The following is a 24,574-nucleotide window of genomic DNA, read 5'->3' as shown; positions in this document are numbered from 1 at the left end:
ATGCATTCAGCGCGGCACCATTGTTGGTTGTCCTGATCGCTGCACTGGAGTGTTCATGCGTCAATGTCTCGCCCTTCTGTTGCTGGTGTTTGCACTGCCTGCTGCCGCGCAGATCTACAAATACACCGATGCCTCCGGGAACACGGCGTACAGCAATCAGCCGCCGAACGGCACCAAAGCCGAAACCGTCGAGTTGCCGCCACTCAATAGCGTCGAAACCGTCGTGCCTGCCCCACCGCCGCCACTGCCCGCGACGCAGAACCAGAACCAAACCCAGAACCAGCAAAGCGCCGCTGCCTATCAGGTGCTCGCGCTGAAAGACTTGCCCCAGGACGAAGCGCTCCGCGCCAACAACGGCTCGTTCACCGTTGGTGTCGCCATAGAGCCTCGTTTACAGCCCGGACATTTGCTGCAGTTGATTGTGGATGGCGCGCCCTACGGCCAGCCCACCAACATTCCGCGGCTGCAGGTCATGGAGCTTGACCGGGGCGAGCACAGCTTTTCGGTTCAGGTGCTGGAAAACCAGCGTTCAATCCAGCAAAGCGAGACGGTCAACCTGACAGTGCAGCGAGTCCATGTCGGCAGACCTTAAACACCTTTGTCGGTTGGCCATTTCCCTGTGCCTGCTGTTCGGCGTGAGCCAATCCGTCCTTGCCGAGGTGTATACCTACGTCGATGCGGACGGCAATCGGGTCTTCACCGATCAGCCTCACCGCAACGCGAAGAGGGTCGACATTGCGCCGACCAACCGGGTCGATCAGCCCACTAAAGCACCCAGTCGGGCATCCAAATCGAAGCCAGCGGCGAGTCCCATCTTTCATTATCAGCTGCTGCGCATTCTGGCGCCGGAACCCGACAGCACGATCCGCGACATTGAAGGCAACCTGAACGTCACCGTCAGCAACGATCCCGAGTTGCAGCCAGGCCACGTGTACCGGTTACTGCTCGACAGCAAGCCCTATGGCGAGCCGACGCGCAGCCCGGTTTTTCCGCTGACGAACATCGACCGCGGCACTCACCAGTTGTCCGTGGAGATCATTGATCCATACGGTCGAGTGCTGGAGCGAACCCCCAATCAGCCCTTTCACCTGATACGCATCTCTCTGGCCCAGAAGCGACTCGCACAGCCCTGCAAAACCGATGATTACGGCGTGCGTCCCGAGTGCCCCATCAAGGACAAGCCGGAAGAAGAGTCGAGCTTCTTTCCGTTCTTCCGCTAAACCTGGCCTTTCCGGCTATGCTCCATTGTGGTGCGCAACCTGAACAAGGTTTCGCCTTAAAAGCCCATTTTGGTTCGGCATTCAGGAATCCATGCACTGTCGCCGGGCCTGCCGTGCAAAAAACGCTCGCAATTGCTCGATCCGCGCTTCTTTTCGGAGCCTTGGTTTGGTTTTTGCATTTTGTAATGAATGCGCGAGCACATCACACGTTTCAGCGGTTTCCATACGCTGGCCAAGACCAATCAGAGCCTGCACTCACGGCCCAGCCCGTGTGCATAGAGCCAAAAGAGGTCACCGGGATTCATGACTATCAGCGATGCGTTGCATCGGTTGTTACTCGACAACCTGACCACTGCCACGATTCTGCTCAACTCGGACCTGCGCCTCGAGTACATGAATCCTGCCGCTGAAATGCTGCTGGCCATCAGCGGTCAGCGCAGCCACGGACAATTCATCAGCGAGCTGTTCACCGAATCTGCCGAAGCGCTGAGTTCGCTTCGTCAGGCAGTCGAACAGGCGCATCCGTTTACCAAGCGTGAGGCCATGCTGACCGCCCTCACCGGCCAGACGCTCACGGTCGATTACGCCGTCACCCCGATTCTTTCCCAGGCCGAGACCATGCTGCTGCTGGAAGTCCATCCCCGTGACCGCTTGCTGCGGATCACCAAGGAAGAGGCTCAGCTGTCCAAGCAGGAAACCACCAAAATGCTGGTGCGTGGCCTGGCCCATGAAATCAAGAACCCCCTCGGCGGGATTCGCGGCGCCGCGCAGTTGCTGGCACGCGAGCTGCCGGAGGAGAGCCTCAAGGACTACACCAACGTCATCATCGAAGAGGCCGACCGCCTGCGTAATTTGGTGGACCGCATGCTGGGCTCGAACAAGCTGCCGATGCTGGCGATGACCAACGTGCATGAAGTGCTCGAGCGCGTGTGCAGCCTGGTCGAAGCCGAGAGCCAGGGTTGCATCACCATTGTGCGCGACTACGATCCGAGCATTCCCGATGTGCTGATCGACCGCGAGCAGATGATTCAGGCGGTGCTCAACATCGTGCGCAACGCCATGCAAGCCATCAGCAGCCAGAACGAGCTGCGTCTGGGCCGCATCAGCCTGCGCACTCGCGCCATGCGCCAGTTCACCATCGGTCACGTGCGCCATCGTCTGGTCAGCAAGATCGAAATCATCGACAACGGCCCCGGCATTCCACCGGAGCTGCAAGAAACCATTTTTTACCCCATGGTCAGCGGCCGCCCGGATGGCACCGGGCTGGGCCTTGCCATTACCCAGAACATCATCAGTCAGCACCAGGGGCTGATCGAGTGTGATAGCCACCCTGGCCATACAACATTCTCGATCTTCCTGCCGCTGGAACAAGGAGCAGCGTCGACATGAGCCGTAGTGAAACTGTCTGGATCGTCGATGACGACCGTTCCATCCGCTGGGTACTGGAGAAAGCCCTGCAGCAAGAGGGCATGACCACGCAGAGTTTCGACAGCGCCGATGGCGTGATGAGCCGCCTGGCCCGTCAGCAACCGGACGTAATCATTTCCGACATCCGCATGCCCGGCGCCAGCGGCCTGGATTTGCTGGCGCGCATTCGCGAACAGCATCCGCGCCTGCCGGTCATCATCATGACCGCTCACTCGGACCTCGACAGCGCCGTGGCGTCCTATCAGGGCGGTGCGTTCGAATACCTGCCCAAGCCGTTCGACGTTGACGAAGCCGTTTCGCTGGTCAAACGCGCCAATCAGCACGCTCAGGAGCAGCAGGGGCTGGCCGTTCCGCCAACCTTGACCCGCACCCCGGAAATCATCGGCGAAGCGCCGGCGATGCAGGAGGTGTTTCGCGCCATCGGCCGTCTGAGCCACTCCAACATCACCGTGCTGATCAACGGCGAGTCCGGGACCGGTAAAGAGCTGGTTGCCCACGCCCTGCACCGCCACAGCCCGCGCTCGGCTTCGCCGTTCATTGCGCTGAACATGGCGGCGATTCCGAAAGACTTGATGGAGTCCGAGCTGTTCGGCCATGAAAAAGGTGCGTTCACTGGCGCGGCGAACCTGCGGCGCGGACGTTTCGAGCAGGCCGACGGCGGCACCCTGTTTCTCGATGAAATCGGCGACATGCCAGCCGATACCCAGACCCGGTTGCTGCGCGTATTGGCTGACGGGGAGTTCTACCGCGTTGGCGGCCACGTGCCGGTCAAAGTCGACGTGCGCATCATTGCGGCGACCCACCAGAATCTGGAAACCCTGGTCCAGGCCGGCAAGTTCCGCGAGGACTTGTTCCACCGCCTGAACGTGATCCGCATTCACATCCCGCGCATGTCCGACCGTCGCGAAGACATTCCGACGCTGGCGCGCCACTTCCTCAGCCGCGCTGCGCAGGAACTGGCGGTTGAGCCGAAGCTGCTGAAGGCGGAAACCGAGGAATACCTCAAGCACCTGCCGTGGCCGGGTAATGTCCGTCAGCTGGAAAACACCTGTCGCTGGATCACGGTGATGGCGTCGGGCCGCGAAGTGCATGTCAGCGATCTGCCGCCTGAACTGCTGAGCCTGCCGCAGGATGCTGCCCCGGTGACCAACTGGGAACAAGCGCTGCGCCAATGGGCCGATCAGGCGCTGGCCCGCGGTCAATCCAGCCTGCTGGACAGTGCCGTGCCGACGTTCGAACGCATCATGATCGAGACCGCGCTCAAGCACACCGCCGGCCGTCGTCGCGACGCCGCCGTGCTGCTGGGCTGGGGCCGCAATACCTTGACCCGCAAGATCAAGGAGTTGGGCATGAAGATCGATGGCGGGGATGACGACGAGGGTGATGAGGCCTGAGTGAGCTGTCATTTGTGACAGTTTACGCCGTACGACAACAGTGATTAGCTCCTGAAGTCTCGACCATTGAGACAGGGAGCTCAATCACATGAACCGATTCTGGCAATACGCCTTTCAATGGGGCATCGGCCAACGATTTCAACGCCGGCAAATCAAAAGTCAGGCGCGCCTGGTCGACTATTCGCTCGTCGAAATGGCCGCATTGCTGCGCACTGGCGAACTGACGTCCCGGCAAATCACCCTCGCCTATCTTGAGCGCATTGATCAGCTCAATGGTCCGTTTGAGACCTACAACGACAATGGCGGCTATAACGCCTTTGTGCGTATTGATCGCGAGCAGGCGCTCGCCCAATCACAAGACGCTGATGAATGGATCAACAATCCGGATGATCCGCGTGGCATCGCGCCGATGCTTTGCGGAATACCCGTTGGCGTCAAGGACTCCATAGGCATCGTCGGCCTTGAGAGCAAGAATGGCGCACCGGAATTCGGTACCAATTTCGCACTTCGCAATGCCACCGCCGTCGCTCGCTTGCGCGATGCGGGGGCTGTCGTGCTGGGTCATACCATTTGCTCACGCTTTTCAGGCAGCACCGACGGTGATTTTGGGTGTAACGCCTGGGATGTGAACAAAGTGCCCGGCGGATCCAGCTCCGGATCCGCTATTGCCCCGATCGCTCGGCTGTGTGTCGCAACGCTTGGTGAGGAGACCGGCGGCTCCATGATCATTCCGGCCGCTGCCAACGGTGCCAGCGCCATCAAGCCGTCACTGGGGTACGTATCGACCGGCGGCCTGATGCCCTTGCGCATAGGTTGGGATGTAGTCGGTCCGATGGCACGCTCAGTACAGGACGCCGCTCATCTTCTTGCCGCAATACAAGGCCCTGACCCCATTGGCGATCCGCAGACGCTGTATACGCCGCTGCCGTTTCCAGAGATGCCGACCGCACCACGTCCGGGGGATACCCCACTGGCGGGACTGACGATCGGCGTGCCGCAGACTGACTGGATGTCAGACTTAGTCACTCCTCCGGGACAAACCTACGACCCCGACTATGGACTGGCGTTTGAGCGCTTCAAACAGCAGTTGCAGCAGCTCGGTGCCAGAGTGATCGACTTTGACGGAGTGAACATGGCCGATGAGGCGAACCGTCTTTATTACGCAGGACCCATCCTATGGACGATTGAAAACCCCTACACACCTGTAACGCCAGCAATGGCGACGACTTACTGCCAGCAATACGAAGCAAATTACTGGCAAGCCGTCGAAGACTTTGCCGCGGGTCGACCCGACGAGGACAAGGAAACACTTCTGCGCTACTACGGCACGGCATTTACCCACCCTGTCATAGAACAGATGCCATGCTCAGTGCGAATAGAGGCGGAGCAGCGACGTCGCGCGCAAATGGCTTTATGGCAAGACGCCCTGGATGAAGCGGGCGTGGATTTCATGGTGGTCATGCCATTGGGCGCGCATGTGGGGTTTCGAATGGGACTGGGCGAGCCCTTCGGATTGCAAAATCAACGGCGCTATTACGATCTGCCCAATGCACTGGGATGGCCAATGGTAACATTTCCCATCGGCCATGGGAGTACTGGCATCACCAGGCAGTTGCCGATAAACGCCGCGTTCTGGGGACCACGCTTCAGCGATGCATGCCTGGTTCAGGCAGCCTTGGACTATCAGCACCATCATCCCGAGTACCATCAACAGGCACCAGATGACCCTCAGCTTCGAGCGCCTGCCCCGTTTGCACAGCCCTACTGGCCAATCACCCGCGAAAACTCGACAGATCCGCTGGTCAGAGAAGGCAGTCTGCCGTCATGAATAGCGATCCGGCGGTTCAAGTGCCCTTCTTCGTCATCGCCTGGCGCCCAGCCAACGCTCCGGCACAGCTGGTGCCGGATCGAGGCAAGCTTTACCTGACGGTGAGCTGGCGAGCACCGCTGGGGGCGGTGAACTACGCCCGCCCCCAGCGAAGTGAGCCCTTTACTCCGCCGACGACGGCTTCTCCCACAGGTTAATCCCGCCTTCCACCGCAAACCGGTCGATCTCGGCCAGTTCTTCCTGACTGAACTCAAGATTGTCGAGGGCGCCGACGTTCTCGATGATCTGCTCCGGACGGCTTGCGCCGATCAGTGCGGACGTGACGCGCGGATCGCGCAGTGTCCAGGCCAGTGCCATCTGCGCCAGGCTCTGACCGCGACGCTTGGCGATCTCGTTCAGCGCACGCACGTGCTCGATGTTCTGCTCCGACAAATGCGCCGCCTGTAGCGAGCCGCCACCGGGACGGTTGACCCGTGCGTCCTTTGGAATGCCGTTCAGGTATTTGTCCGAGAGCAGTCCCTGAGCCAGTGCGGTAAACGCGATAACGCCCGAGCCGAGTTCTTCGGTGGTGTCCAACAGGTCTTTTTCTACCCAGCGATTGAGCAGGTTATAGGCCGGCTGATGAATCAGCAGCGGCACTTTCCACTCTTTCAGCAGGCCTGCGATTTCTCGGGTTTTGGCGCCCGAATACGACGAAATCCCGATATACAGCGCCTTGCCTTGCTGCACGGCCGTGGCCAGCGCACTTGCGGTTTCTTCCAGCGGGGTGTCCGGGTCGAAGCGGTGGGAATAGAAGATATCGACGTAGTCCAGACCCATGCGCTGCAGGCTCTGGTCGAGGCTGGCGAGCACGTACTTGCGTGATCCGCCGCCCTGACCGTAAGGCCCTGGCCACATGTCCCAGCCGGCTTTGCTGGAGATAATCAGTTCGTCGCGGTATTGCTTGAAGTCTTCCTTGAGCAGGCGACCGAAGTTGATTTCGGCACTGCCGTAGGGCGGGCCATAGTTATTAGCGAGGTCGAAGTGGTTGATACCCAGATCGAAGGCCGTGCGCAGCATCGCACGCTGGGTGTCGATCGGCGTGCTGTCACCGAAGTTGTGCCACAGACCCATGGAGAGCGCTGGCAGCACCAAGCCACTGCGGCCTACGCGACGATAGGGAATGCGTTCATAACGGTTTTCGGCAGCGATGTAAGTCATCCAGTCCTCTCTTTCTTGTAGGGAAGTCGGTCACAAAACGAACCTGCGAGATTACTCGGATTTCTCTGCGGCGAGGGGGTTCAAGAGAGTGGACGAACGCTACGCTTCAGGGCTGACAGATAACCACAGCCATTACATTGTTCGCTGCAGCAGAACAATGAAGGCGTTTCTGCGGCGTTTATCAACGCGGTCCGCCATGTGAAGCTGCACTCACTTTCAAATGAATCGGAGCCTCACCATGACGCAGTCCACTCCACACATCCCCCGTCCGGTCGCCATCGTCACCGGCGCCTCCCGTGGTATCGGCGCGGAAATCGCCCGGCGCTTGAGCCACGACGGTTTCGCGGTGGTCGTGAATTACGCCAGCAGCGCGGCGGAGGCGGACGCCCTCATTGGGCAGCTCAATGCCGACGGCGGTCAGGCGATCGCGATCAAAGCCGACGTTGCCAAGGCTGACGAGGTCCACGAACTGTTCGAGCAAACGGAAGCGAAGCTGGGCAAGGTCAATGTGCTAATCAATAACGCCGGCGTCATGAAGGCACTGCCGCTGGCAGACACCAGCGATGAGCAATTCGATCAGGCGTTCAACATCAACACCCGAGGCACCTTCAACACCTTGCGCGAAGCCAGCGCGCGGATGAACGACGGCGGTCGCATCATCAATTTCTCCACCACTGCGCTGGCGCTGAACCTGCCGGGCTACGCGATCTATAACGCGACCAAGGCGGCCGTCGAAGCCTTTACCCATGTGTTCGCCAAGGAGCTGCGCGGGCGGAATATCACGGTGAATGCCGTCGCGCCGGGGCCGGTGGCGACCGAGCTGTTCCTGGAAGGCAAAACCGAGGAGCAAATCCAGCACTTTGCCACCATGCCGCCGTTGCAGCGCCTGGGCCAGCCTGAGGATATCGCCAGCGTTGTGTCCTTTCTGGCCGGCCCGGATTCAGGCTGGGTGAATGGTCAAGTGCTGCGGGCCAATGGTGGCTTGGCTTAAACAGAAATCGAGGGTGTAAAAGCAAGCGTGCCCACAAGGGCGTCGTGTCAGTCCCGGTTGGGGTGACTGACACGACGCCCTCGCGGGCACGTGTTTTTCTACAAAAGAAGCAGCCTCAACGCACCAGGTGCAGGAACTGCAGGTGGCGCTCGTACTGGTCGAGGATGTCGTTGATGACCTGTTCCTTGGTGTAGCCCACCAGGTCGTAGTCCTGACTGCCCTCGCTCAAGTGCACTTCGGCGCGGTAATAACGGCGGTTGTTCAGCTGTTTGGAGCCCATGCCGCCGCGTGCGAAGGACGGCGTGAAGTAGCCACGCATGGTCACTTGGTACACGAACGGACGCTCTTCACCGTGGCCGATTTCCAGGCCCACGGTGTCGTTGGCCGGATCCGGCTGAGTCACGACGGTCAGGCCCTTCTCGACGAACACTGCCGTCACTTCTTCAATCGCCGGGCGTACGGTCTGGTCGAGGAAGCGGTAAACCTCATCACGGGACGGGAACGCCACGGCCTGAGTCAGACGCTGACGCCAGCCGCCACGTCGGGATCCGGAGACCGGTGCCAGTGAGTACAGCTGAGCGATCTGGCGCTGGGACTCCATGTAGAACGCCTTGTGCAGCCCCCACATCATCAGCAGCAGAATCAGCGAAAACGGCAATGAGGTCAGCACCACCGCAGACTTCAGCGCATCGATGCTGCCCGAAAACAGCAAGCCGCTGGTGATCAGCGCCGTCATCACGCCCCAGAACACACGCAGCCATTTCGGGCCGTCTTCGTCCGGGCTGCCGCCTTTGGCAGAAAGCGTCGACAGCACCACGGTGCCGGAGTCGGCCGAAGTCACGAAGAACACGAAGCTGATGAACACCGTCACGGCAATGACCGTCCGGCTCCACGGGTACGTCTGCAGCATCAGGTACAGGGTCATCGACGGGTCGTCGATAGCCGACTGGCCCAACGCAGCCATGCCGTGGTTCAGCACCAGGTCGATGGCGCTGTTACCAAAGATCGACATCCACGCGAGGGTGAAGCCCAGCGGGATCAGCAGCACGCCGCAAACGAATTCACGAATGGTGCGACCACGGGAGATACGCGCGATGAACAGACCCACGAACGGCGACCAGGCAATCCACCACGCCCAATAGAACACGGTCCAGCCACCCAGCCAGTCACTCGGGCCATCGTACGCATAGACGTCGAAGCTCTTGACCGGCAACGCGCCGAGGTAATCGCCGATGTTCTGCACCAGCGTATTGAGCAGGTGCTGCGTGGGTCCGGCAAACAATACGAACAGCAGCAGCGCGCAGGCCAGCAGCATGTTGATGTCGGACATGACGCGCACGCCTTTGTCGACGCCCGCAATGGCCACCAGGATGGCCGCACCCATCATCAGGGTGATCAAACCGACCTGAATCCATTGGGTGTGCGGCACGTTGAACAGGTAGTCGAGCCCTGAATTCAGGTGCAGTACACCGAACCCCATGTCAGCACCGAGGCCGAAGATGGTGGCGATGATGCCAAACCCGTCGACCGCATAGCCGATCGGGCCGTTGATGCGCTTGCCGATCAGTGGATACAGCGCTGAGCGCAATGCCAACGGCAGGTTGTGGCGATAGGCGAAGTAGGCCAGCGCCATGCCGACGAAGGCGAACACGCCCCAACCGTGCAGGCCCCAATGCAGAAACAGCAGCTGCATGGCCTGACGTGCCGATTGAGTGGTCCCGCCCTCACCCTGCGGCGGCTGCAGCATGTGGGTCAACGGCTCGGACACGCAGAAGAAGAACAGCGTGATGCTGATCCCGGCGGCGAACAGCATGCCGGCCCAGGACAGGTAGCTGAATTCGGGTTCGTCGTGGTCGGCGCCGAGCTTGATCTTGCCGTAGCCGGACAGCGCAGTGACCACAACGAACAGCAGATACAGGGTCATGGCCAGCATGTAGTACCAGCCAACGGTGTTGGCGGCCCAGTTCTGTGCGGCGAGCAACCAGGCCCCGGAGGCTTCCGGGAAGCCGATCACGACCAGTCCGAAGATCAGGATGAAGCTGGCAGCGAAATAGAAAACAGGGCCGTTCATGCGAACAGGCGAGCTGTTCGGTGCGCTTGAATTATTCATATGAATACCGCCGCGCGGGCGAGGGGATCGATCATGCAACGTGGATGCGGCAAAGGTAGGCCTCCTGAGATCAGCGGGCAGCGAACCACCGGTTTAACTTGATTGAACGTTCAATTAAAGCACGAATAGACGGCCGGAGACTAATGCACGGTGGCGTGACGCTTAATCAGGCGAGGGTAGGACGGACAACGAAAGCCTTTCGTTCCGTGGGTTCGGGAGGGTTTTCAACACGCTGGAAAATTATAGAGGCTTGGCGATATGGCGACCGACGCCTTCCCGGCTAAAGCCGGTCCTACGAAGCGTACGCGATCGATTAGTAGGACCGGCTTCAGCCGGGAAGAGGCCAGTGTGCGCACCCTGAAATTTGCGATATGACGGGCTACTTCGAACACCCATCCTCGTGCTGCAGGCTCGCCTGATTGACGTTGCTGCCTGCCGGGACGCCGCGCGTAAGCCACACGTTGCCGCCGATGGTCGAGCCCTTGCCGATGGTGATGCGCCCCAGAATCGTGGCGCCGGCATAGATCACTACATCATCTTCGACGATTGGGTGACGGGCATGGCCCTTGAGCAATTGGCCGTCTTCATCGGAGGGGAAGCGTTTGGCGCCCAGGGTAACGGCCTGATAGATGCGCACGCGCTCACCGATGATGGCAGTCTCGCCGATGACCACGCCGGTCCCGTGGTCGATAAAGAAGCTCGGGCCGATCTGCGCACCGGGATGTATGTCGATGCCGGTGGCGGAATGAGCCAGTTCGGCGCTGATGCGCGCCAGCAGGGGCAAGCCGTTGTGATACAGGTGATGGGCCAGACGATGGTGAATCACCGCCAGAATGCCCGGGTAGCACAGCAACACCTCGTCGACACTGCGCGCGGCGGGGTCACCGTGGTACGCCGCCAGCACGTCGGTGTCGAGGACGCGGCGAATCGTCGGCAGCGCGCTGGCGAAATCCTGAATCAGCCGTTCCGCATGCACGTCCGCGCAACTGGCATCCTGGCCTTTCTGCCGGGCGGCGTAGCGCAATTCGAGACGCGCCTGATCGAGCAGCGAGTTCAGCGCCACGTCGAGGGTGTAGCCGACGTAGAAGTCCTCGCTCTCTTCGCGCAGGTCCACCGGCCCCAGCCGCATTGGAAACAGCGCGCCGCACAGCGCATCGAGAATGTCGCGCATGGCCTCGCGGGAAGGCAGTTCGCGGCCGCCCTTCTCGCCGCTGATTCTGCCGTTGCTGGTACGCCAGTCATCACGCGCGGCGCGCAATTCGCCCACAATCCGCTGCAGTTGCCAGTGGCCGGTCACGCCCTCGGCGCAGGATTCCGGGGACAGGTCGGGAATAGTGCTCACGCAGATTTCTCCTCAATTCAACGGCGAGTCAGGCTGTAACGGCCGAAGTGGAATCACTCTACGACATCCCTTCGCGGCAAAAAAATAACTATTTTCGTGGGGCTTCTGTGCAGAGGACGGAGGACGCCGGGCGGTTGCCCTGTGGGAAACGTCTGCCTATAGTCCTGCGACTCAATTGCAGACCGTCGATGCCACCATGATCAAACAACAGCTCGCCCGTTTTAATCGTCTGGAATTGCTCGGCGGTCCGACGCCCTTTGAAAAGCTCGAACGCCTTTCGACCTGGGCCGGGCGCGACATTTACGTGAAACGCGACGACATCACCCCGCTGGCCATGGGCGGCAACAAGCTGCGCAAGCTGGAATACCTCGCGGCCGATGCCTTGGCTCAAGGATGCGACACATTAATCACCGCGGGTGCCATTCAGTCCAACCACGTGCGTCAGACGGCTGCCCTCGCCGCCCGCCTCGGCCTGGGTTGTGTGGCGCTGCTGGAAAATCCGATTGCAACCGACGACAGCAATTACCTGGGCAACGGCAATCGCCTGCTGCTGGATTTGTTCGATACCAAGGTCGAACGGGTCGAGAACCTCGACAACGCCGATGAGCAACTGCAAGCCCTGGCCAGCCGACTGCGCCTCAGCGGCAAGAAGCCCTACCTGGTGCCGATCGGCGGTTCGAATGCCTTGGGCGCACTGGGTTATGTGCAGGCCGGTTTTGAACTGGCCGAGCAGATCAAGCAAAGCGGTCTCTCATTCGCGGCCGTCGTCCTCGCGTCGGGCAGTGCTGGCACGCACAGCGGCCTGGCGTTGGCCCTGGCGGAAGAACTGCCTGAGCTTCCGGTGATTGGCGTGACCGTGTCGCGCCCGGAAGAAACCCAAGCGCCCAAGGTTCAGCGGTTGGCCGAGCAAACCGTCGAACTGCTGGGCGAATCATTGCCCGCCGCATTCAAGGTGCAGCTGTGGGATGAATACTTCGGCCCACGATACGGCGAGCCGAATGCCGGGACGTTGGCGGCAATCCGGCTGGTGGCCAGCCATGAAGGGCTGTTGCTGGATCCGGTGTACACCGGCAAAGCCATGGCCGGGCTGCTCGACGGCATTGGTCGGCAGCGCTTCGAAGACGGCCCGATCGTCTTTCTCCACACCGGCGGCGCGCCAGCTTTGTTTGCGTATCAAGACGTCTTCTCGGCGGGATAGGGCCTTCGTCCCGCTGCCACGCAAACCGTCGCGTGAACGCCATATTCCAGAAACTGATAAGCGATCCGCTTTTTATTATTTTTCATCGTTGGGTTCGAGTCTTATGATCGCCGCCAGCCGGCGTGCAGAGCCTTGCAGGCGACTGAAAAAGCTGGATAAACGCGTGATGCCAACGTAGCTTCGTCGGGTCTGATACTTGCCTGACATTCCAATTAAAACAGGGGACTTTCATGAACATGTCTGCAATCCGCCGCACCTTTCTGTTGTCGGCCTTCAGCCTGGTGCTGGGCACGGGTCTGGTTAGCCAGGCTGTTGCTGGTGATCAACTGGCAACCATCAAAAAGAACGGAACCCTTAATGTCGGCCTGGAAGGCACTTATCCACCCTTCAGCTTCGTGGGTGAAGACGGCAAGCTGACCGGTTTCGAAGTGGAGTTCTCCGAAGCACTGGCCAAGGAACTGGGCGTCAAGGTCAAGCTGCAGGCCACGCCGTGGGCCGGCATTCTGGCGGCACTGGAGTCCAAGCGTCTGGATGTCGTGGTCAATCAGGTGACCATCTCCGACGAGCGCAAGAAAAAGTACGACTTCTCCGAACCCTACACCGTGTCGGGCATTCAGGCCCTGGTGCAGACCAAAGACGTCGGCGTGATCAAAACGGCTGCCGACCTGAAAGGCAAGAAAGTGGGTGTCGGCCTGGGCACCAATTACGAAGAATGGCTGAAAGCCAACGTGCCTGATGCCATCGTCAAAACCTACGACGATGATCCGACTAAATACCAAGACCTGCGTGTCGGCCGTATCGACGCCATCCTCGTTGACCGCCTCGCAGCACTGGAACTGGTCGCCAAGACCAAGGACAAGCTGGCCGTTTCCGGCGAACCGTTCTCCCGTCAGGAATCCGGTGTCGCACTGCGCAAGGGCGAGCCTGAACTGCTGGACGCGATCAACAAGGCCATCGACAAGCTGCGCGCCGACGGCACCCTCGCCAAGCTGTCGGACAAGTACTTCAAGGCTGACGTGACCAAATGATTCCAGAGAGCCTTCAGCTCGCGCTGGACTCCGCGCCCTTCCTGCTCAAGGGCGCGTATTACACGGTGGGCTTGAGCCTGGGGTCGATGTTTTTCGGATTGGTGCTGGGCTTCGGCCTGGCACTGATGCGTTTGTCGAAGATCTGGGTCATCAGCGCCGTCGCCAGGGTTTACGTGTCGTTCTTCCGTGGCACGCCGCTGCTCGTCCAGCTGTTCATGATCTATTACGGCTTGCCGGACCTGGGCATTGAACTGGATGCGATCACCGCAGCGCTGATCGGCCTGTCGCTGAACATGGCCGCCTATGCCTGCGAAATCCTTCGGGCCGCGATCGGTTCGGTGGACCGAGGGCAATGGGAAGCCGCTGCGAGCATTGGTATGACGCGCGCGCAGACCATGCGTCGCGCCATCCTGCCGCAAGCTGCACGCACCGCGTTGCCGCCCTTGGGCAACAGCTTTATTTCACTGGTCAAGGACACGGCGATGGCCGCCACCATTCAGGTGCCGGAAGTGTTCCGCCAGGCGCAGCTGATCTCCTCGCGAACGCTGGAGATTTTCACCATGTATTTCACCGTTGCGGTGATCTATTGGGTGCTGTGCAGCATCCTGGCGCATTTTCAAAATCGCCTGGAAGCACGGGCCAACCGCCACGATGTGGAGTCCTGAGGCATGATCACGGTTGAAAAACTGACCAAGCAATTCAAGGGCAACGAAGTGCTCAAAGGCATTGACCTGACGGTCGAGCCGGGCGAAGTGGTAGCGATCATCGGCCCTAGCGGGTCGGGTAAAACGACGCTGCTGCGCTGCCTGAATCTGCTGGAAGTGCCTACGAGCGGCAGCATTGTCGTGGGCGACATCAAAGTCGATTTGAGCCGCCCGTTGAGCCAGCAGCAGGGTCTGATCCGGCAACTGCGCCAGCATGTCGGGTTCGTCTTCCAGAACTTCAATCTGTTCCCCCACCGTACCGCGCTGGAAAACGTCATCGAAGGCCCTACTGTGGTCAAGAAGATGCCGCGCGAACAGGCCATCGAGCTGGGCCGCGCGCTATTGGCGAAGGTCGGCCTCGCGGGTAAAGAGGACGCTTATCCGCGTCGTCTGTCCGGCGGCCAACAGCAGCGTGTGGCGATTGCCCGGGCGCTGGCCATGGAGCCTGAAGTCATTCTGTTCGATGAACCGACGTCGGCGCTCGATCCCGAGCTGGTAGGCGAGGTGCTGAATACCATTCACGCCCTCGCCCTGGAGAAACGCACGATGGTGATCGTGACCCACGAGATGAGCTTCGCGCGGGACGTCGCCAACCGGGTGATCTTCATCGACAAGGGCGTCATCGTTGAACAGGGTGAAGCGAAAGAGCTGTTTGCCAATCCCAAAGAAGAACGCACAAGGCAGTTTCTTGAGCGCAGCAGGAATTAGTCCGACACGTTATGTGTTTAAAACGGCGCCAATAGGCGCCGTTTTCTTTGTCGTTCATATTTAGAAAAGCGTTGACCCACTAAAAGTCCTACTATTTCGACGCCGGCTAGCCGTCATCAATCTATCTGTTTTTTCAATACGAACAGCGCTCACTGTCTCTACTTCCCCGCAACGTTGATTGACCATTTCCTCGCCCACAAATAACTGCCGCTGACACTTTTCATCAGCCTGCTGACGGTGGAATACGGCGCGCCCGGCGGCTCAGGTAGGACCACAGTCGCACCCCCCTCCTCATAAGCAACGCCCAACTGTAGGAAACTTCTGCATTTGCGTTACACACACTTTAAAAACTTAATTACCGTTGACACAAACACCGCAACACAATTAGCTGAAATCGCTCTCGGTTTATTCTTTTTCCAGAACAGCAACCCACTAATTAACACCGTTTGTAATGTTTGCCATGCCTATGCATCCCGGCGTGTACTAGTGCCAGTCGTTTTCACGCTGCAGTTGCAATGAATCAATCACCTGACTTGCCTTGATCCAGGCACGCATTCGAAGAGTATTAAAAGATGATCCGTATCCCTGTAATGACTCAGTCTTTCAAGTTGATGGCGCCGTATCTTCCGCAGTCGAACAAGCACGGGATTGGCGCCCTGGCGGCAGCCGATCTGCGAGTGCACATCGACCCCTGGCCAGAGATGGACTGCGGTGATTTGATCGAATTGTTTTGGGGAGGCTGTTATGCCGCCTCAAAACTATTATCGGAGTCCGACATCGGGCACACATCCGTCCTACATGTACCCGAAAGTTTTCTTCGAAGTGGAAAAGTGAAAACCTACTATCGCGTTACCAAAATTGGCAGCGAACCCATTAAATCTCCCGGCGCGAAGCTATGGGTCAAACTGGAGATTCCCGGCGGTCAATTGGTCAGCGGCGAGGGCGATGAGAATCAGGGACTGGCACCGGTGACGTTCGCCGAGTCGGTCATGCAGGACGGTTTGACTGCGCGCCACTTTGATGAGGGCGTACAGCTCACCCTCGACGCTTATCCCAACATGGATGCCTACGATGAAATCACCCTTCGCTGGGGCGACATGCGTCTGGATCTGCCAGCGCTCACCCAAGAAGACGTCGGACTGCCCATCGTGGTTGAAGTACCAGCAGAATTGGTGCGCGAGGCGGGCGATGATCCGCACCTGGAGGTGAGCTATTGCGTGATTGACCGGGTCGGCAATAACTCGCGCTGGGCACCGGCGCGATTGATCAAGGTATCGACCGACATGACCGATGAGGTCGGAGCTTGATATCGACCCAGCTCAAGACGCTGTCGCGGCGCACCCTCGGCGCGCCGCGACACGTCTGCCGCCTGGCATGCCTCAATCGTGAACGGCGCCTCGGATCAGCCACAGAGAAGAAACCTCCCACATCATCTCCATCAACGTCCTACAGCTTCCCTCCTGGATACGCGGGAACGGGCTGCTAGCCTGCGGTGACCCCCTTCACGAGGTGTTCGCTATGCCCTGCAGACATATCGTCAAGTACATGATTCTGGCACTGGCCTTCGGTTCATGCCTGACCTACGCGCAAGCCACGGCGCTGGCGACAGCAGCCGCCATTTCGCCTTCTATGCTTATTCCTAAATGTGAGTTTATTTAATTTTTATACACGCTTAGGGTATATGCACCGGACCACCGGACCATCGTCAATTTTCCCGCCGCTATCGCGGTATTGATTCGAGGTTCGAATGGTCAAGCACAACGACCCCAGTGCTCGCGCTCGTGAAGGTCATCACCATGACTGATCTGAACGCCCTTTCTGTCCAGCACACCCTGGACGTGGCTCCTCCCCTGCTCCCTGCCAACGTACTGCGCAACGACGCCGATGCCCTTGCCGCGGCCCATGAACTGGCCGCGATCGTGCGCCCGAATGCCGCCACGCGAGACCGCGAGCGGCAACTGCCCTGGTCGGAAATCGAGCTGTTTAGCCGCAGCGGCCTGGGCAGCATCTCGGTGCCGCGCGCGTATGGCGGGCCGCAGGTGTCATTCGTAACCGTGGCCGAGGTCTTCGCCATTCTCTCGGCGGCTGACCCTGCCGTGGGCCAGATTCCGCAAAACCACTTCGGGATTCTCAACTCGCTGATCGGCAGCGCCACCGAGGCGCAGAAAGAAACCCTGTTCGCCAGCGTTCTCGGCGGCGCACGCATCGGCAACGGCGGTCCCGAGCGCGGGACCAAAAACACCCTCGACGTCAGAACGCGAATAACTGCGGACGGTGATCAGTTTTTGCTCAATGGCCGCAAGTTCTACTCGACCGGGGCGCTGTTCGCCCACTGGGTAGCGGTAAAGGCCGTCAACGACGACGGCAAACAGGTGCTGGTGTTCGTGCCACGCGGGACGCCGGGGCTGCACATCATCGACGACTGGTCCGGCTTCGGTCAGCGCACCACCGCCAGCGGCAGCGTGCTGCTGGAAAACGTGCGCGTGAGTGGCGAACTGGTTGTTGATAACTGGAAGCTGGGCCTGTCTCCGAACATTCAGGGCGCGGTTTCGCAACTGATTCAGGCCGCCATCGATGCGGGCATTACCCGGGAAGCCATCGACGAAAGCATTCGTTTTGTGCGCGAGCGTTCGCGGCCGTGGATCGACGCCAATGTCGAGCGCGCCGGTGACGATCCGTATGTGATCGCTGACATCGGCAAGCTGAAACTCGAGCTGCACGCCGCCGAAGCGCTGTTGCGCAAGGCCGGCCGCGTGCTGGATGAAATCGCCGCCGACCCCATCGACGAACAATCTGCCGCTCGCGCTTCCATCGTGGTCGCTGAAGCCAAAGTGCTGACCACGCAAATCGCCCTGCAGGCCAGCGAAAAACTGTTCGAGCTGTCGGGCAGTCGCGCAACGCTGGCCGAATTCAATCTCGATCGTCACTGGCGCAACGCGCGGGTTCACACCCTCCACGACCCGGTGCGCTGGAAGGTCCACGCCGTCGGCGCCTGGCACCTGAACGGCGCCCTGCCCGCCCGTCACTCCTGGATATAACCAGACCACTGGAAGCACACCTATGAGCCTTCAAACCTTGCCGCGTGACGCGCAGGCGACCGCCGTGACCGCGATCATTCGTGACGACGCCGAGGCGCTGCGCATCGCCCGCACGCTGGCGGAAGATTTCAAGCAACAGAGCGCGACGCGTGATCGCGAACGTCGCCTGCCCCATCAGGAACTGGAAGCGTTTTCCCGCTCGGGACTGTGGGGCATCAGCGTACCCAAGGCCTTTGGCGGCGCTGGCGTGTCCAATGTCACCCTGGCCGAGGTCATTCGGATCATCTCTGCCGCCGACGCCTCTCTGGGGCAAATTCCACAGAACCATTTTTACGCGCTGGAAGTGCTGCGGGTGAATGGCAGCCCGGCGCAGCAGGCGCGTTTGTACGCCGAGGTCCTCGCCGGTCAGCGCTTCGGTAACGCGCTGGCCGAACTGGGCACGAAAACCGCCCACGACCGCACCACCCGACTGAGCCGCGACGGCAGCGGCAACGGCTGGCGCATCAACGGCCGCAAGTTCTACGCTACCGGCGCCCTCTACGCCCAACGCATACCCACTTCGGTCGTTGATGACAACGGCGTGCAGCAGTTGGCATTCGTGCCGGCGAACGCCGCAGGGATGAGCGTGATCGACGACTGGAGCGGCTTCGGCCAGCGCACCACGGGCAGCGGCTCGGTGGTGTTCGATAACGTGTACGTTGACGCCGATGATGTGGTGCCTTTTCAGACCGCCTTCGAGCGCCCAACAACCGTCGGCCCTCTAGCGCAAATCCTCCATGCGGCCATCGACACCGGGATCGCCCGCGCTGCCTTTGAAGACGCGTTGCATTTCGTGCGCACCCGCACGCGGCCGTGGATCGATTCCGGCATCGAAAAAGCCGTCGATGACCCGCTGACGCTGCACAGCTTCGGCAAGCTTGGCATTCGTCTTCACGCCGCCGAAGCCTTGCTCGAACGTTCAGGCGAATTCCTGGATCGGGCACAGGCCGAGACCACGCCGGAAAGTCTGGCGCAGGCGTCGATTGCGGTCGCGGAGGCGCGGGCGATCAGCACCGACATTTCATTGGAAGCCGGCAGCACCTTGTTCGAACTCGCCGGTTCCCAGGCCACGCTGGCGGAGCACGGCCTTGACCGGCACTGGCGCAACGCGCGAGTCCACACATTGCACGACCCGGTGCGCTGGAAGTATCACGCCATCGGCAACTACTACCTCAATGACGTCAACCCGCCACGCCGGGGGACGATCTGATGAGCAAGAAAAAGATCCTGCTCAACGCGTTCAACATGAACTGCATCGGCCACATCAACCACGGTTTCTGGACACACCCCCGGGACACGTCGACCCAGTACAAGACCCTCGAATACTGGACAGAGCTGGCTCAGTTGCTGGAGCGCGGGCTGTTCGACGGGTTGTTCATCGCGGACATCGTCGGGGTCTATGACGTCTACCAGAAGTCGGTGGACGTCACGCTGAAGGAGTCGATCCAGTTGCCGGTGAATGATCCGCTGCTGCTGGTATCGGCCATGGCCGCGGTCACCAAAAACCTCGGCTTCGGCCTGACCGCCAACCTTACCTACGAGGCGCCGTATCTGTTCGCCCGGCGCATGTCGACGCTGGATCACCTGACCCGCGGCCGCGTGGGCTGGAACATCGTCACCGGTTATCTGGACAGCGCCGCGCGCGCGATGGGCCTGACCGAGCAGATCGAACACGACCGCCGCTACGACCAGGCCGATGAATACCTGGAGGTTTTGTACAAGCTGTGGGAAGGCAGTTGGGAGGACGACGCGGTGATCGAGGACCGTCAGGCGCGTATCTACGCCCAGCCGGACAAAGTCCATTACGTGCGGCACAGCGGCGAGTTCTATCAGGTAGAGGGTTATCACCTGTGCGAGCCGTCGCCGCAGCGCACACCGGTGCTGTTTCAGGCAGGCAGTTCCGAGCGCGGTTTGCAGTTTGCCGGCAGCAACGCCGAGTGCGTGTTCATCAGCGCGCAGAACAAACCCGCGACCCGCGAGCAGGTCGACAAGGTCCGCGCCAGCGCGGCGGCCGCCGGGCGCAACCCCGATGACATCAAAGTGTTCATGGGCCTCAACGTCATCGTCGGCGCCACCGAAGAAGCGGCGCAGGCCAAGCACGCGGAGTACCTGAACTACGCCAGCGCCGAGGCCGGGCTCGCGCATTTTGCCGCGTCCACCGGGATCGACTTCGCCGACTACGAGCTCGACGAGCCGATCCAGCACGTGAAAGGCAACGCCATTCAGTCAGCGACGAAGATTCTCAAGAACAACGACTGGACCCGCCAGAAGCTGCTCGATCAACACGCCCTCGGCGGCCGTTACATCACGCTGATCGGCTCGCCCGGGCAGGTCGCCGACGAGCTGGAATCGTGGATCGCCGAAACCGGCCTGGACGGCTTCAACCTGACCCGCATCGTCACCCCGGAGAGCTACGAGGATTTCATCGATCTGGTGATCCCCGAGCTGCAACGACGAGGCTCATACAAGACCGCATACGAGCACGGCACCTTGCGCGAGAAGCTGTTTGAGGACGGCAACGCAAGACTGCCGGAACGGCATGCGGGGGCCGGCTTCAGGGCACGCACTCCATCGCAGGCGTGAGCGAGCTCAAACCATGTGGGAGCGAGCTTGCTCGCGAAGAAAGCTTCACGGACACCCAAGCATTCAAACCAGACCACTGACACGGATTATCCCTCAATGATCAAAACCCTCCTCACCCTCGCGCTGTCCCTGGGCCTGTTTGCCGGCGTCACCCACGCTGCCGATAAACCGCTCAAAGTCGGCACCACGGCCGCGTTTGCCATACCGCTGGAAGCGGCCGTCGCCGAAGCCGAGAAACAGGGCCTGAAGGTGGAGCTGGTGGAGTTCACCGACTGGATTGCGCCCAACGTCAGCCTCAACGCTGGTGATATCGACGTGAACTACTTCCAGCACATTCCATTTCTGGAAAACGCCAAGGCCGCGTCCGGTTTCGATCTGGTGCCTTACGCGCCGGGCATTATCAACAATGTCGGGCTGTACTCGAAAAAGTACAAAAGCTTCGATGAGCTGCCAACCGGCGCCACCGTCGCCATCGCCAACGATCCAATCAACAGCGGACGCGGCCTGCAACTGTTGGCCAAGGCCGGCTTGATCACGTTGAAGCCAGGCGTGGGTTACAAGGCCACCGAAGACGACATCACCGCCAACCCGAAGAAGATCAAGCTGATTCAGGTCGAAGCCGTGCAACTGGTGCGCGCCTATGACGATGCCGATCTGGTGCAGGGCTACCCGGCCTACATTCGTCTGTCGAAGACCTTCGATGCCGGCTCGGCGATTCTGTTCGACGGCCTCGATCACCCGGAGTACGTGATTCAGTTCGTCATCAAACCGGACCACAAGGATGACCCGCGTCTGGCCAGGTTCATCGACATCTACCAACACTCGCCGGTCGTGCGCGCCTCGCTGGATAAGGTCAATGGCTCGCTGTATCAGGTTGGCTGGAAGAACTGATCATGACGGCATCCGCGCAACGCGCTTTAGCGCTTGAGGCTGCTGCACCTCATGCCGCCGAGCAAGCCGAACTGCACCCGGAAAAGCAGCGAGCCCATGTGCGCTTCATCAATCTGGGTAAGGTCTATGAAGGTCCGCAAGGGCCGGTGCCGGCGCTTACGGGCATCGATCTGGATATCCAGCGCGGTGAAGTGTTCGGCATCATCGGCCGAAGCGGCGCAGGCAAATCGTCACTGATTCGCACCATCAATCGCCTGGAAAAACCCAGCAGCGGGCGCGTGCTGATCGATCAGGTGGACATCGGCGACTTCAACGAAGACACGCTGGTGGCGCTGCGCCGACGCATCGGCATGATCTTTCAGCATTTCAATCTGATGTCGGCCAAGACCGTGTGGCAGAACGTCGAGCTGCCGCTCAAGGTCGCGGGCGTGCCGAAGGCGCAGCGTCAGCGCAAAGTCGCCGAGCTGCTGGAGTTGGTCGGGCTGGAAGGCAAGCACAAGGCCTATCCGGCACAGCTGTCGGGTGGGCAGAAGCAGCGCGTGGGCATCGCCCGGGCGCTGGTGCATGATCCAGCGATTCTGCTCTGCGATGAGGCGACCTCGGCCCTCGACCCGGAAACCACGCAATCGATTCTCGGCCTGCTGCGCGAGATCAATCAGCGCCTGGGCCTGACGATCATTTTGATCACCCACGAGATGGCGGTGATCCGGGAAATCTGCGACCGGGTGGTGGTGCTGGAAAAAGGTGAGGTCGTCGAGCAGGGCCCGGTCTGGCAGGTATTCGGCAACCCGCAGCATGAGGTGAGCAAGACGCTGCTGGCGCCGCTGCAACATGCGCTGCCGGAGGATGTTCAAGCGCGCTTGCAGCCGCATGCTTCCGAGCATCACGCCAGCGTTGTGCTGGACCTGCAATTCACCGGCAGCGACGGCAAGGAGCCTGATTTGTCGGCGCTGTTCAATGCATTTGGCGGGCGGGTGAGTCTGCTGCACGGCGGCGTCGAACGCATTCAAGGGCGTGCGCTGGGTCATCTGCTGCTGGCGGTGAGTCATTCGCCGTTGTCAGCGGAAGAATTGCTCAATCGCGCCCGTAAACATGCGCAGCACGCAGAGGTACTGGGTTATGTGGCTTGATCGTCTGTGGCAGGGCGTCATTGACACCTTTCTGATGGTGGGCGTGTCGTCGCTGATCGCTTTGATACTGGGCATTCCACTGGCGGTGATTCTGGTCACCAGCGGCAAGGAAGGCATTTTTGAGGCGCCCAATGTGAACCGGGTACTGGGCGCGTTCGTGAATATTTTCCGCTCGGTACCGTTTTTGATTCTGATGGTCGCGCTGATCCCGTTCACGCGGCTGATCGTCGGCACGACCTACGGCGTGTGGGCGGCGGTGGTGCCGCTGACGATTGCTTCGACGCCATTCTTCGCGCGTATTGCGGAAGTGAGCCTGCGCGAGGTGGACCACGGCCTGATCGAAGCGGCACAAGCGATGGGCTGCCGCCGCTGGCACATCGTCTGGCATGTGCTGTTGCCCGAAGCGCTGCCGGGCATCGTCGGCGGATTTACCATCACCATTGTGACAATGATCAATTCGTCGGCCATGGCCGGTGCCATCGGGGCAGGCGGTTTGGGCGACATCGCTTATCGCTACGGTTATCAGCGGTTTGATACGCAGGTGATGCTCACCGTGATCGTGTTGCTGGTGATCCTGGTGGCAGTGATTCAGTTGGGCGGGGATCGATTGGCGTTGCGACTGAACAAGCGCTGATCAAAGGGCGCCTTCCCTGCAGTACTGGCTGAAGCCGGTCCCACTAACGGCGTGCGTTCATTCAGTAGGAATGGCTTTAGCCGGGAAAGCATCAGGCGTCACACTGCAAAATTGATGGCGCTGCCACGGCCTCTTCCCGGCTGAAGCCGGTCCCACTAACGGCATGCGTTCATTCAGCAGGACTGGCTTTAGCCGGGAAGCGTCAGGTGCCACCCTGCAAAAATTGATGGGCTGCTACGGGCATCTTCCCGGCTGAAGCCGGCCCTATCAACGGCATGCGTTCATTCAGTAGGAATGGCTTTAGCCGGGAAAGCATCAGGCGTCACACTGCAAAATTGATGGCGCTGCCACGGCCTCTTCCCGGCTGAAGCCGGTCCTATCAACGGCATGCAGTCCCGCCAGGAGATTGCAATTCGGGAGCGGGGTATATTGGCGGCCTTATTCGCCCAGAAACTCGCCCCATGAAACTCGACCTAGAAGACCTCGCCCAGATCACGGCCACTACCCTCGGCAATTACAACGAGGTCGCCGAGGGCTTTCGCGAAGGGACCCGCGACCATGATGTGAGCCAGAACATCGACGCGCTGCTACGCAACATCACTGGCACGGCACCGTTTCAGATTCTCGATTTCGGCTGCGGACCAGGGCGTGATCTGCAGACATTAGCCGCCATGGGCCACATCGCCACCGGCCTGGATGGCTCCGAACGCTTCGCCGAGATGGCCCGTGCCGACAGCGGCTGCGAGGTCCTCCATCAGAACTTCCTGGAACTTGATCTGCCCGCAGAACGTTTCGACGGCATCTTCGCCAATGCCTCGCTGTTCCACGTGCCGCGTCAGGAGTTGCCTCGGGTGCTGCGTGAGTTGCGCGCCGCACTCAAGCCCGGCGGCGTGCTGTTCAGCTCCAATCCCCGAGGCGACAATCAGGAAGGCTGGAAAGGCGAGCGCTATGGCGCGTTCCATGATCTGGAGTCGTGGAGCGCGTTACTGACCGAGGCCGGGTTCACCGAAGTCGAGCATTACTACCGACCGCCGGGATTGCCGAGAGATCAACAGCCGTGGCTGGCGAGCGTGTGGCGCAAGGTCTGACCGCTACAGGTCTTCCGTAG

The 24,574-nt window shown here is 60.3% G+C and carries 21 protein-coding genes; 18 read left to right on the top strand and 3 right to left on the bottom strand.

All coding sequences use genetic code 11. The features are described 5' to 3' along the window. Positions 1–55 precede the first annotated feature (55 nt). The 5 genes from QWI20_RS18125 (at position 56) to QWI20_RS18105 (ending at position 5,870) form a co-directional block, all read left to right on the top strand. Entirely contained in the window at positions 56–592 is a 537-nt protein-coding gene (locus QWI20_RS18125) for a DUF4124 domain-containing protein (protein ID WP_369306620.1), read from the top strand. After that, on the top strand, positions 576–1,220 hold the full coding sequence (locus tag QWI20_RS18120; RefSeq protein WP_369306619.1) for a DUF4124 domain-containing protein: 645 nt from the start codon (positions 576–578) through the stop codon (positions 1,218–1,220). The genes QWI20_RS18125 and QWI20_RS18120 overlap by 17 nt, the downstream gene beginning before the upstream one ends. A gap of 303 nt (positions 1,221–1,523) precedes the next feature. Continuing rightward, positions 1,524–2,609 (top strand): nitrogen regulation protein NR(II), encoded by a 1,086-nt coding sequence (gene glnL, locus QWI20_RS18115; RefSeq protein ID WP_074890143.1) that lies wholly within the window; start codon positions 1,524–1,526, stop codon positions 2,607–2,609. Continuing rightward, positions 2,606–4,042, top strand: coding sequence for a nitrogen regulation protein NR(I) (ntrC, locus tag QWI20_RS18110; RefSeq protein WP_065991040.1), 1,437 nt, complete (start codon positions 2,606–2,608; stop codon positions 4,040–4,042). The genes glnL and ntrC overlap by 4 nt, the downstream gene beginning before the upstream one ends. 88 nt (positions 4,043–4,130) lie before the next feature. Then, positions 4,131–5,870, top strand: a complete 1,740-nt coding sequence (locus QWI20_RS18105; RefSeq protein ID WP_369306618.1) for an amidase — start codon at positions 4,131–4,133, stop codon at positions 5,868–5,870. Between the two features lie 162 nt (positions 5,871–6,032). On the opposite strand, the gene mgrA is transcribed toward QWI20_RS18105, so the two are convergent. Then, positions 6,033–7,070 (bottom strand): L-glyceraldehyde 3-phosphate reductase, encoded by a 1,038-nt coding sequence (mgrA, locus tag QWI20_RS18100; protein ID WP_074890138.1) that lies wholly within the window; start codon positions 7,068–7,070, stop codon positions 6,033–6,035. Between the two features lie 238 nt (positions 7,071–7,308). Between mgrA and QWI20_RS18095 the strand changes: the two genes are divergently transcribed. Beyond that, a complete protein-coding gene (locus QWI20_RS18095) occupies positions 7,309–8,061 on the top strand; it encodes an SDR family oxidoreductase (protein WP_369306617.1) in 753 nt (250 codons plus the stop codon). A gap of 115 nt (positions 8,062–8,176) precedes the next feature. On the opposite strand, the gene betT is transcribed toward QWI20_RS18095, so the two are convergent. Continuing rightward, positions 8,177–10,132 (bottom strand): choline transporter BetT, encoded by a 1,956-nt coding sequence (betT, locus tag QWI20_RS18090; RefSeq protein WP_244655956.1) that lies wholly within the window; start codon positions 10,130–10,132, stop codon positions 8,177–8,179. 418 nt (positions 10,133–10,550) lie between these two features. After that, the gene (gene epsC / locus QWI20_RS18085; protein WP_369306664.1) at positions 10,551–11,504 is read right to left on the bottom strand and encodes a serine O-acetyltransferase EpsC; all 954 of its coding nucleotides are present in this window, start codon (positions 11,502–11,504) and stop codon (positions 10,551–10,553) included. Between the two features lie 205 nt (positions 11,505–11,709). Between epsC and QWI20_RS18080 the strand changes: the two genes are divergently transcribed. The 12 genes from QWI20_RS18080 to QWI20_RS18025 all read left to right on the top strand — a co-directional run bounded on the left by QWI20_RS18080 (position 11,710) and on the right by QWI20_RS18025 (position 24,554). Next, a complete protein-coding gene (locus QWI20_RS18080; protein WP_369306616.1) occupies positions 11,710–12,711 on the top strand; it encodes a D-cysteine desulfhydrase in 1,002 nt (333 codons plus the stop codon). A gap of 230 nt (positions 12,712–12,941) precedes the next feature. Next, complete coding sequence (gene tcyJ / locus QWI20_RS18075; protein WP_369306615.1) at positions 12,942–13,739, top strand: cystine ABC transporter substrate-binding protein; 798 nt, start codon at positions 12,942–12,944, stop codon at positions 13,737–13,739. Next, the gene (gene tcyL, locus QWI20_RS18070; protein ID WP_133775647.1) at positions 13,736–14,404 is read left to right on the top strand and encodes a cystine ABC transporter permease; all 669 of its coding nucleotides are present in this window, start codon (positions 13,736–13,738) and stop codon (positions 14,402–14,404) included. Before tcyJ ends, tcyL begins: the two co-directional genes overlap by 4 nt. Before the next feature lie 3 nt (positions 14,405–14,407). Then, positions 14,408–15,151 carry an L-cystine ABC transporter ATP-binding protein TcyN gene (gene tcyN / locus QWI20_RS18065; protein ID WP_237252870.1) on the top strand — a complete coding sequence of 248 codons (744 nt, stop codon included), beginning with the start codon at positions 14,408–14,410 and terminating at the stop codon, positions 15,149–15,151. Between the two features lie 572 nt (positions 15,152–15,723). Further along, positions 15,724–16,458, top strand: coding sequence for a hypothetical protein (locus tag QWI20_RS18060; RefSeq protein ID WP_192173020.1), 735 nt, complete (start codon positions 15,724–15,726; stop codon positions 16,456–16,458). Between the two features lie 489 nt (positions 16,459–16,947). Further along, the gene (locus QWI20_RS18055) at positions 16,948–18,189 is read left to right on the top strand and encodes an SfnB family sulfur acquisition oxidoreductase (protein WP_369306614.1); all 1,242 of its coding nucleotides are present in this window, start codon (positions 16,948–16,950) and stop codon (positions 18,187–18,189) included. A 22-nt stretch (positions 18,190–18,211) separates the two neighbouring features. Then, the gene (locus QWI20_RS18050; RefSeq protein WP_369306613.1) at positions 18,212–19,438 is read left to right on the top strand and encodes an SfnB family sulfur acquisition oxidoreductase; all 1,227 of its coding nucleotides are present in this window, start codon (positions 18,212–18,214) and stop codon (positions 19,436–19,438) included. Further along, the gene (locus QWI20_RS18045; protein WP_369306612.1) at positions 19,438–20,811 is read left to right on the top strand and encodes an LLM class flavin-dependent oxidoreductase; all 1,374 of its coding nucleotides are present in this window, start codon (positions 19,438–19,440) and stop codon (positions 20,809–20,811) included. Before QWI20_RS18050 ends, QWI20_RS18045 begins: the two co-directional genes overlap by 1 nt. 96 nt (positions 20,812–20,907) lie before the next feature. After that, positions 20,908–21,702 carry a MetQ/NlpA family ABC transporter substrate-binding protein gene (locus tag QWI20_RS18040; RefSeq protein WP_369306611.1) on the top strand — a complete coding sequence of 265 codons (795 nt, stop codon included), beginning with the start codon at positions 20,908–20,910 and terminating at the stop codon, positions 21,700–21,702. 2 nt (positions 21,703–21,704) lie between these two features. Further along, positions 21,705–22,832 carry a methionine ABC transporter ATP-binding protein gene (locus tag QWI20_RS18035; RefSeq protein ID WP_369306610.1) on the top strand — a complete coding sequence of 376 codons (1,128 nt, stop codon included), beginning with the start codon at positions 21,705–21,707 and terminating at the stop codon, positions 22,830–22,832. Next, positions 22,822–23,466: a methionine ABC transporter permease gene (locus tag QWI20_RS18030; RefSeq protein WP_369306609.1), complete on the top strand. Its 645-nt coding sequence runs from the start codon at positions 22,822–22,824 to the stop codon at positions 23,464–23,466. The genes QWI20_RS18035 and QWI20_RS18030 overlap by 11 nt, the downstream gene beginning before the upstream one ends. Positions 23,467–23,927: 461 nt before the next feature. Then, entirely contained in the window at positions 23,928–24,554 is a 627-nt protein-coding gene (locus QWI20_RS18025) for a class I SAM-dependent methyltransferase (RefSeq protein ID WP_369306608.1), read from the top strand. The last annotated feature ends 20 nt before the right edge of the window (positions 24,555–24,574 follow it).

It is taken from the genome of Pseudomonas sp. W2-17 (assembly GCF_041060445.1).
Lineage (GTDB): Bacteria > Pseudomonadota > Gammaproteobacteria > Pseudomonadales > Pseudomonadaceae > Aquipseudomonas.
This window is presented reverse-complemented; position numbering and strand designations above follow the sequence as displayed.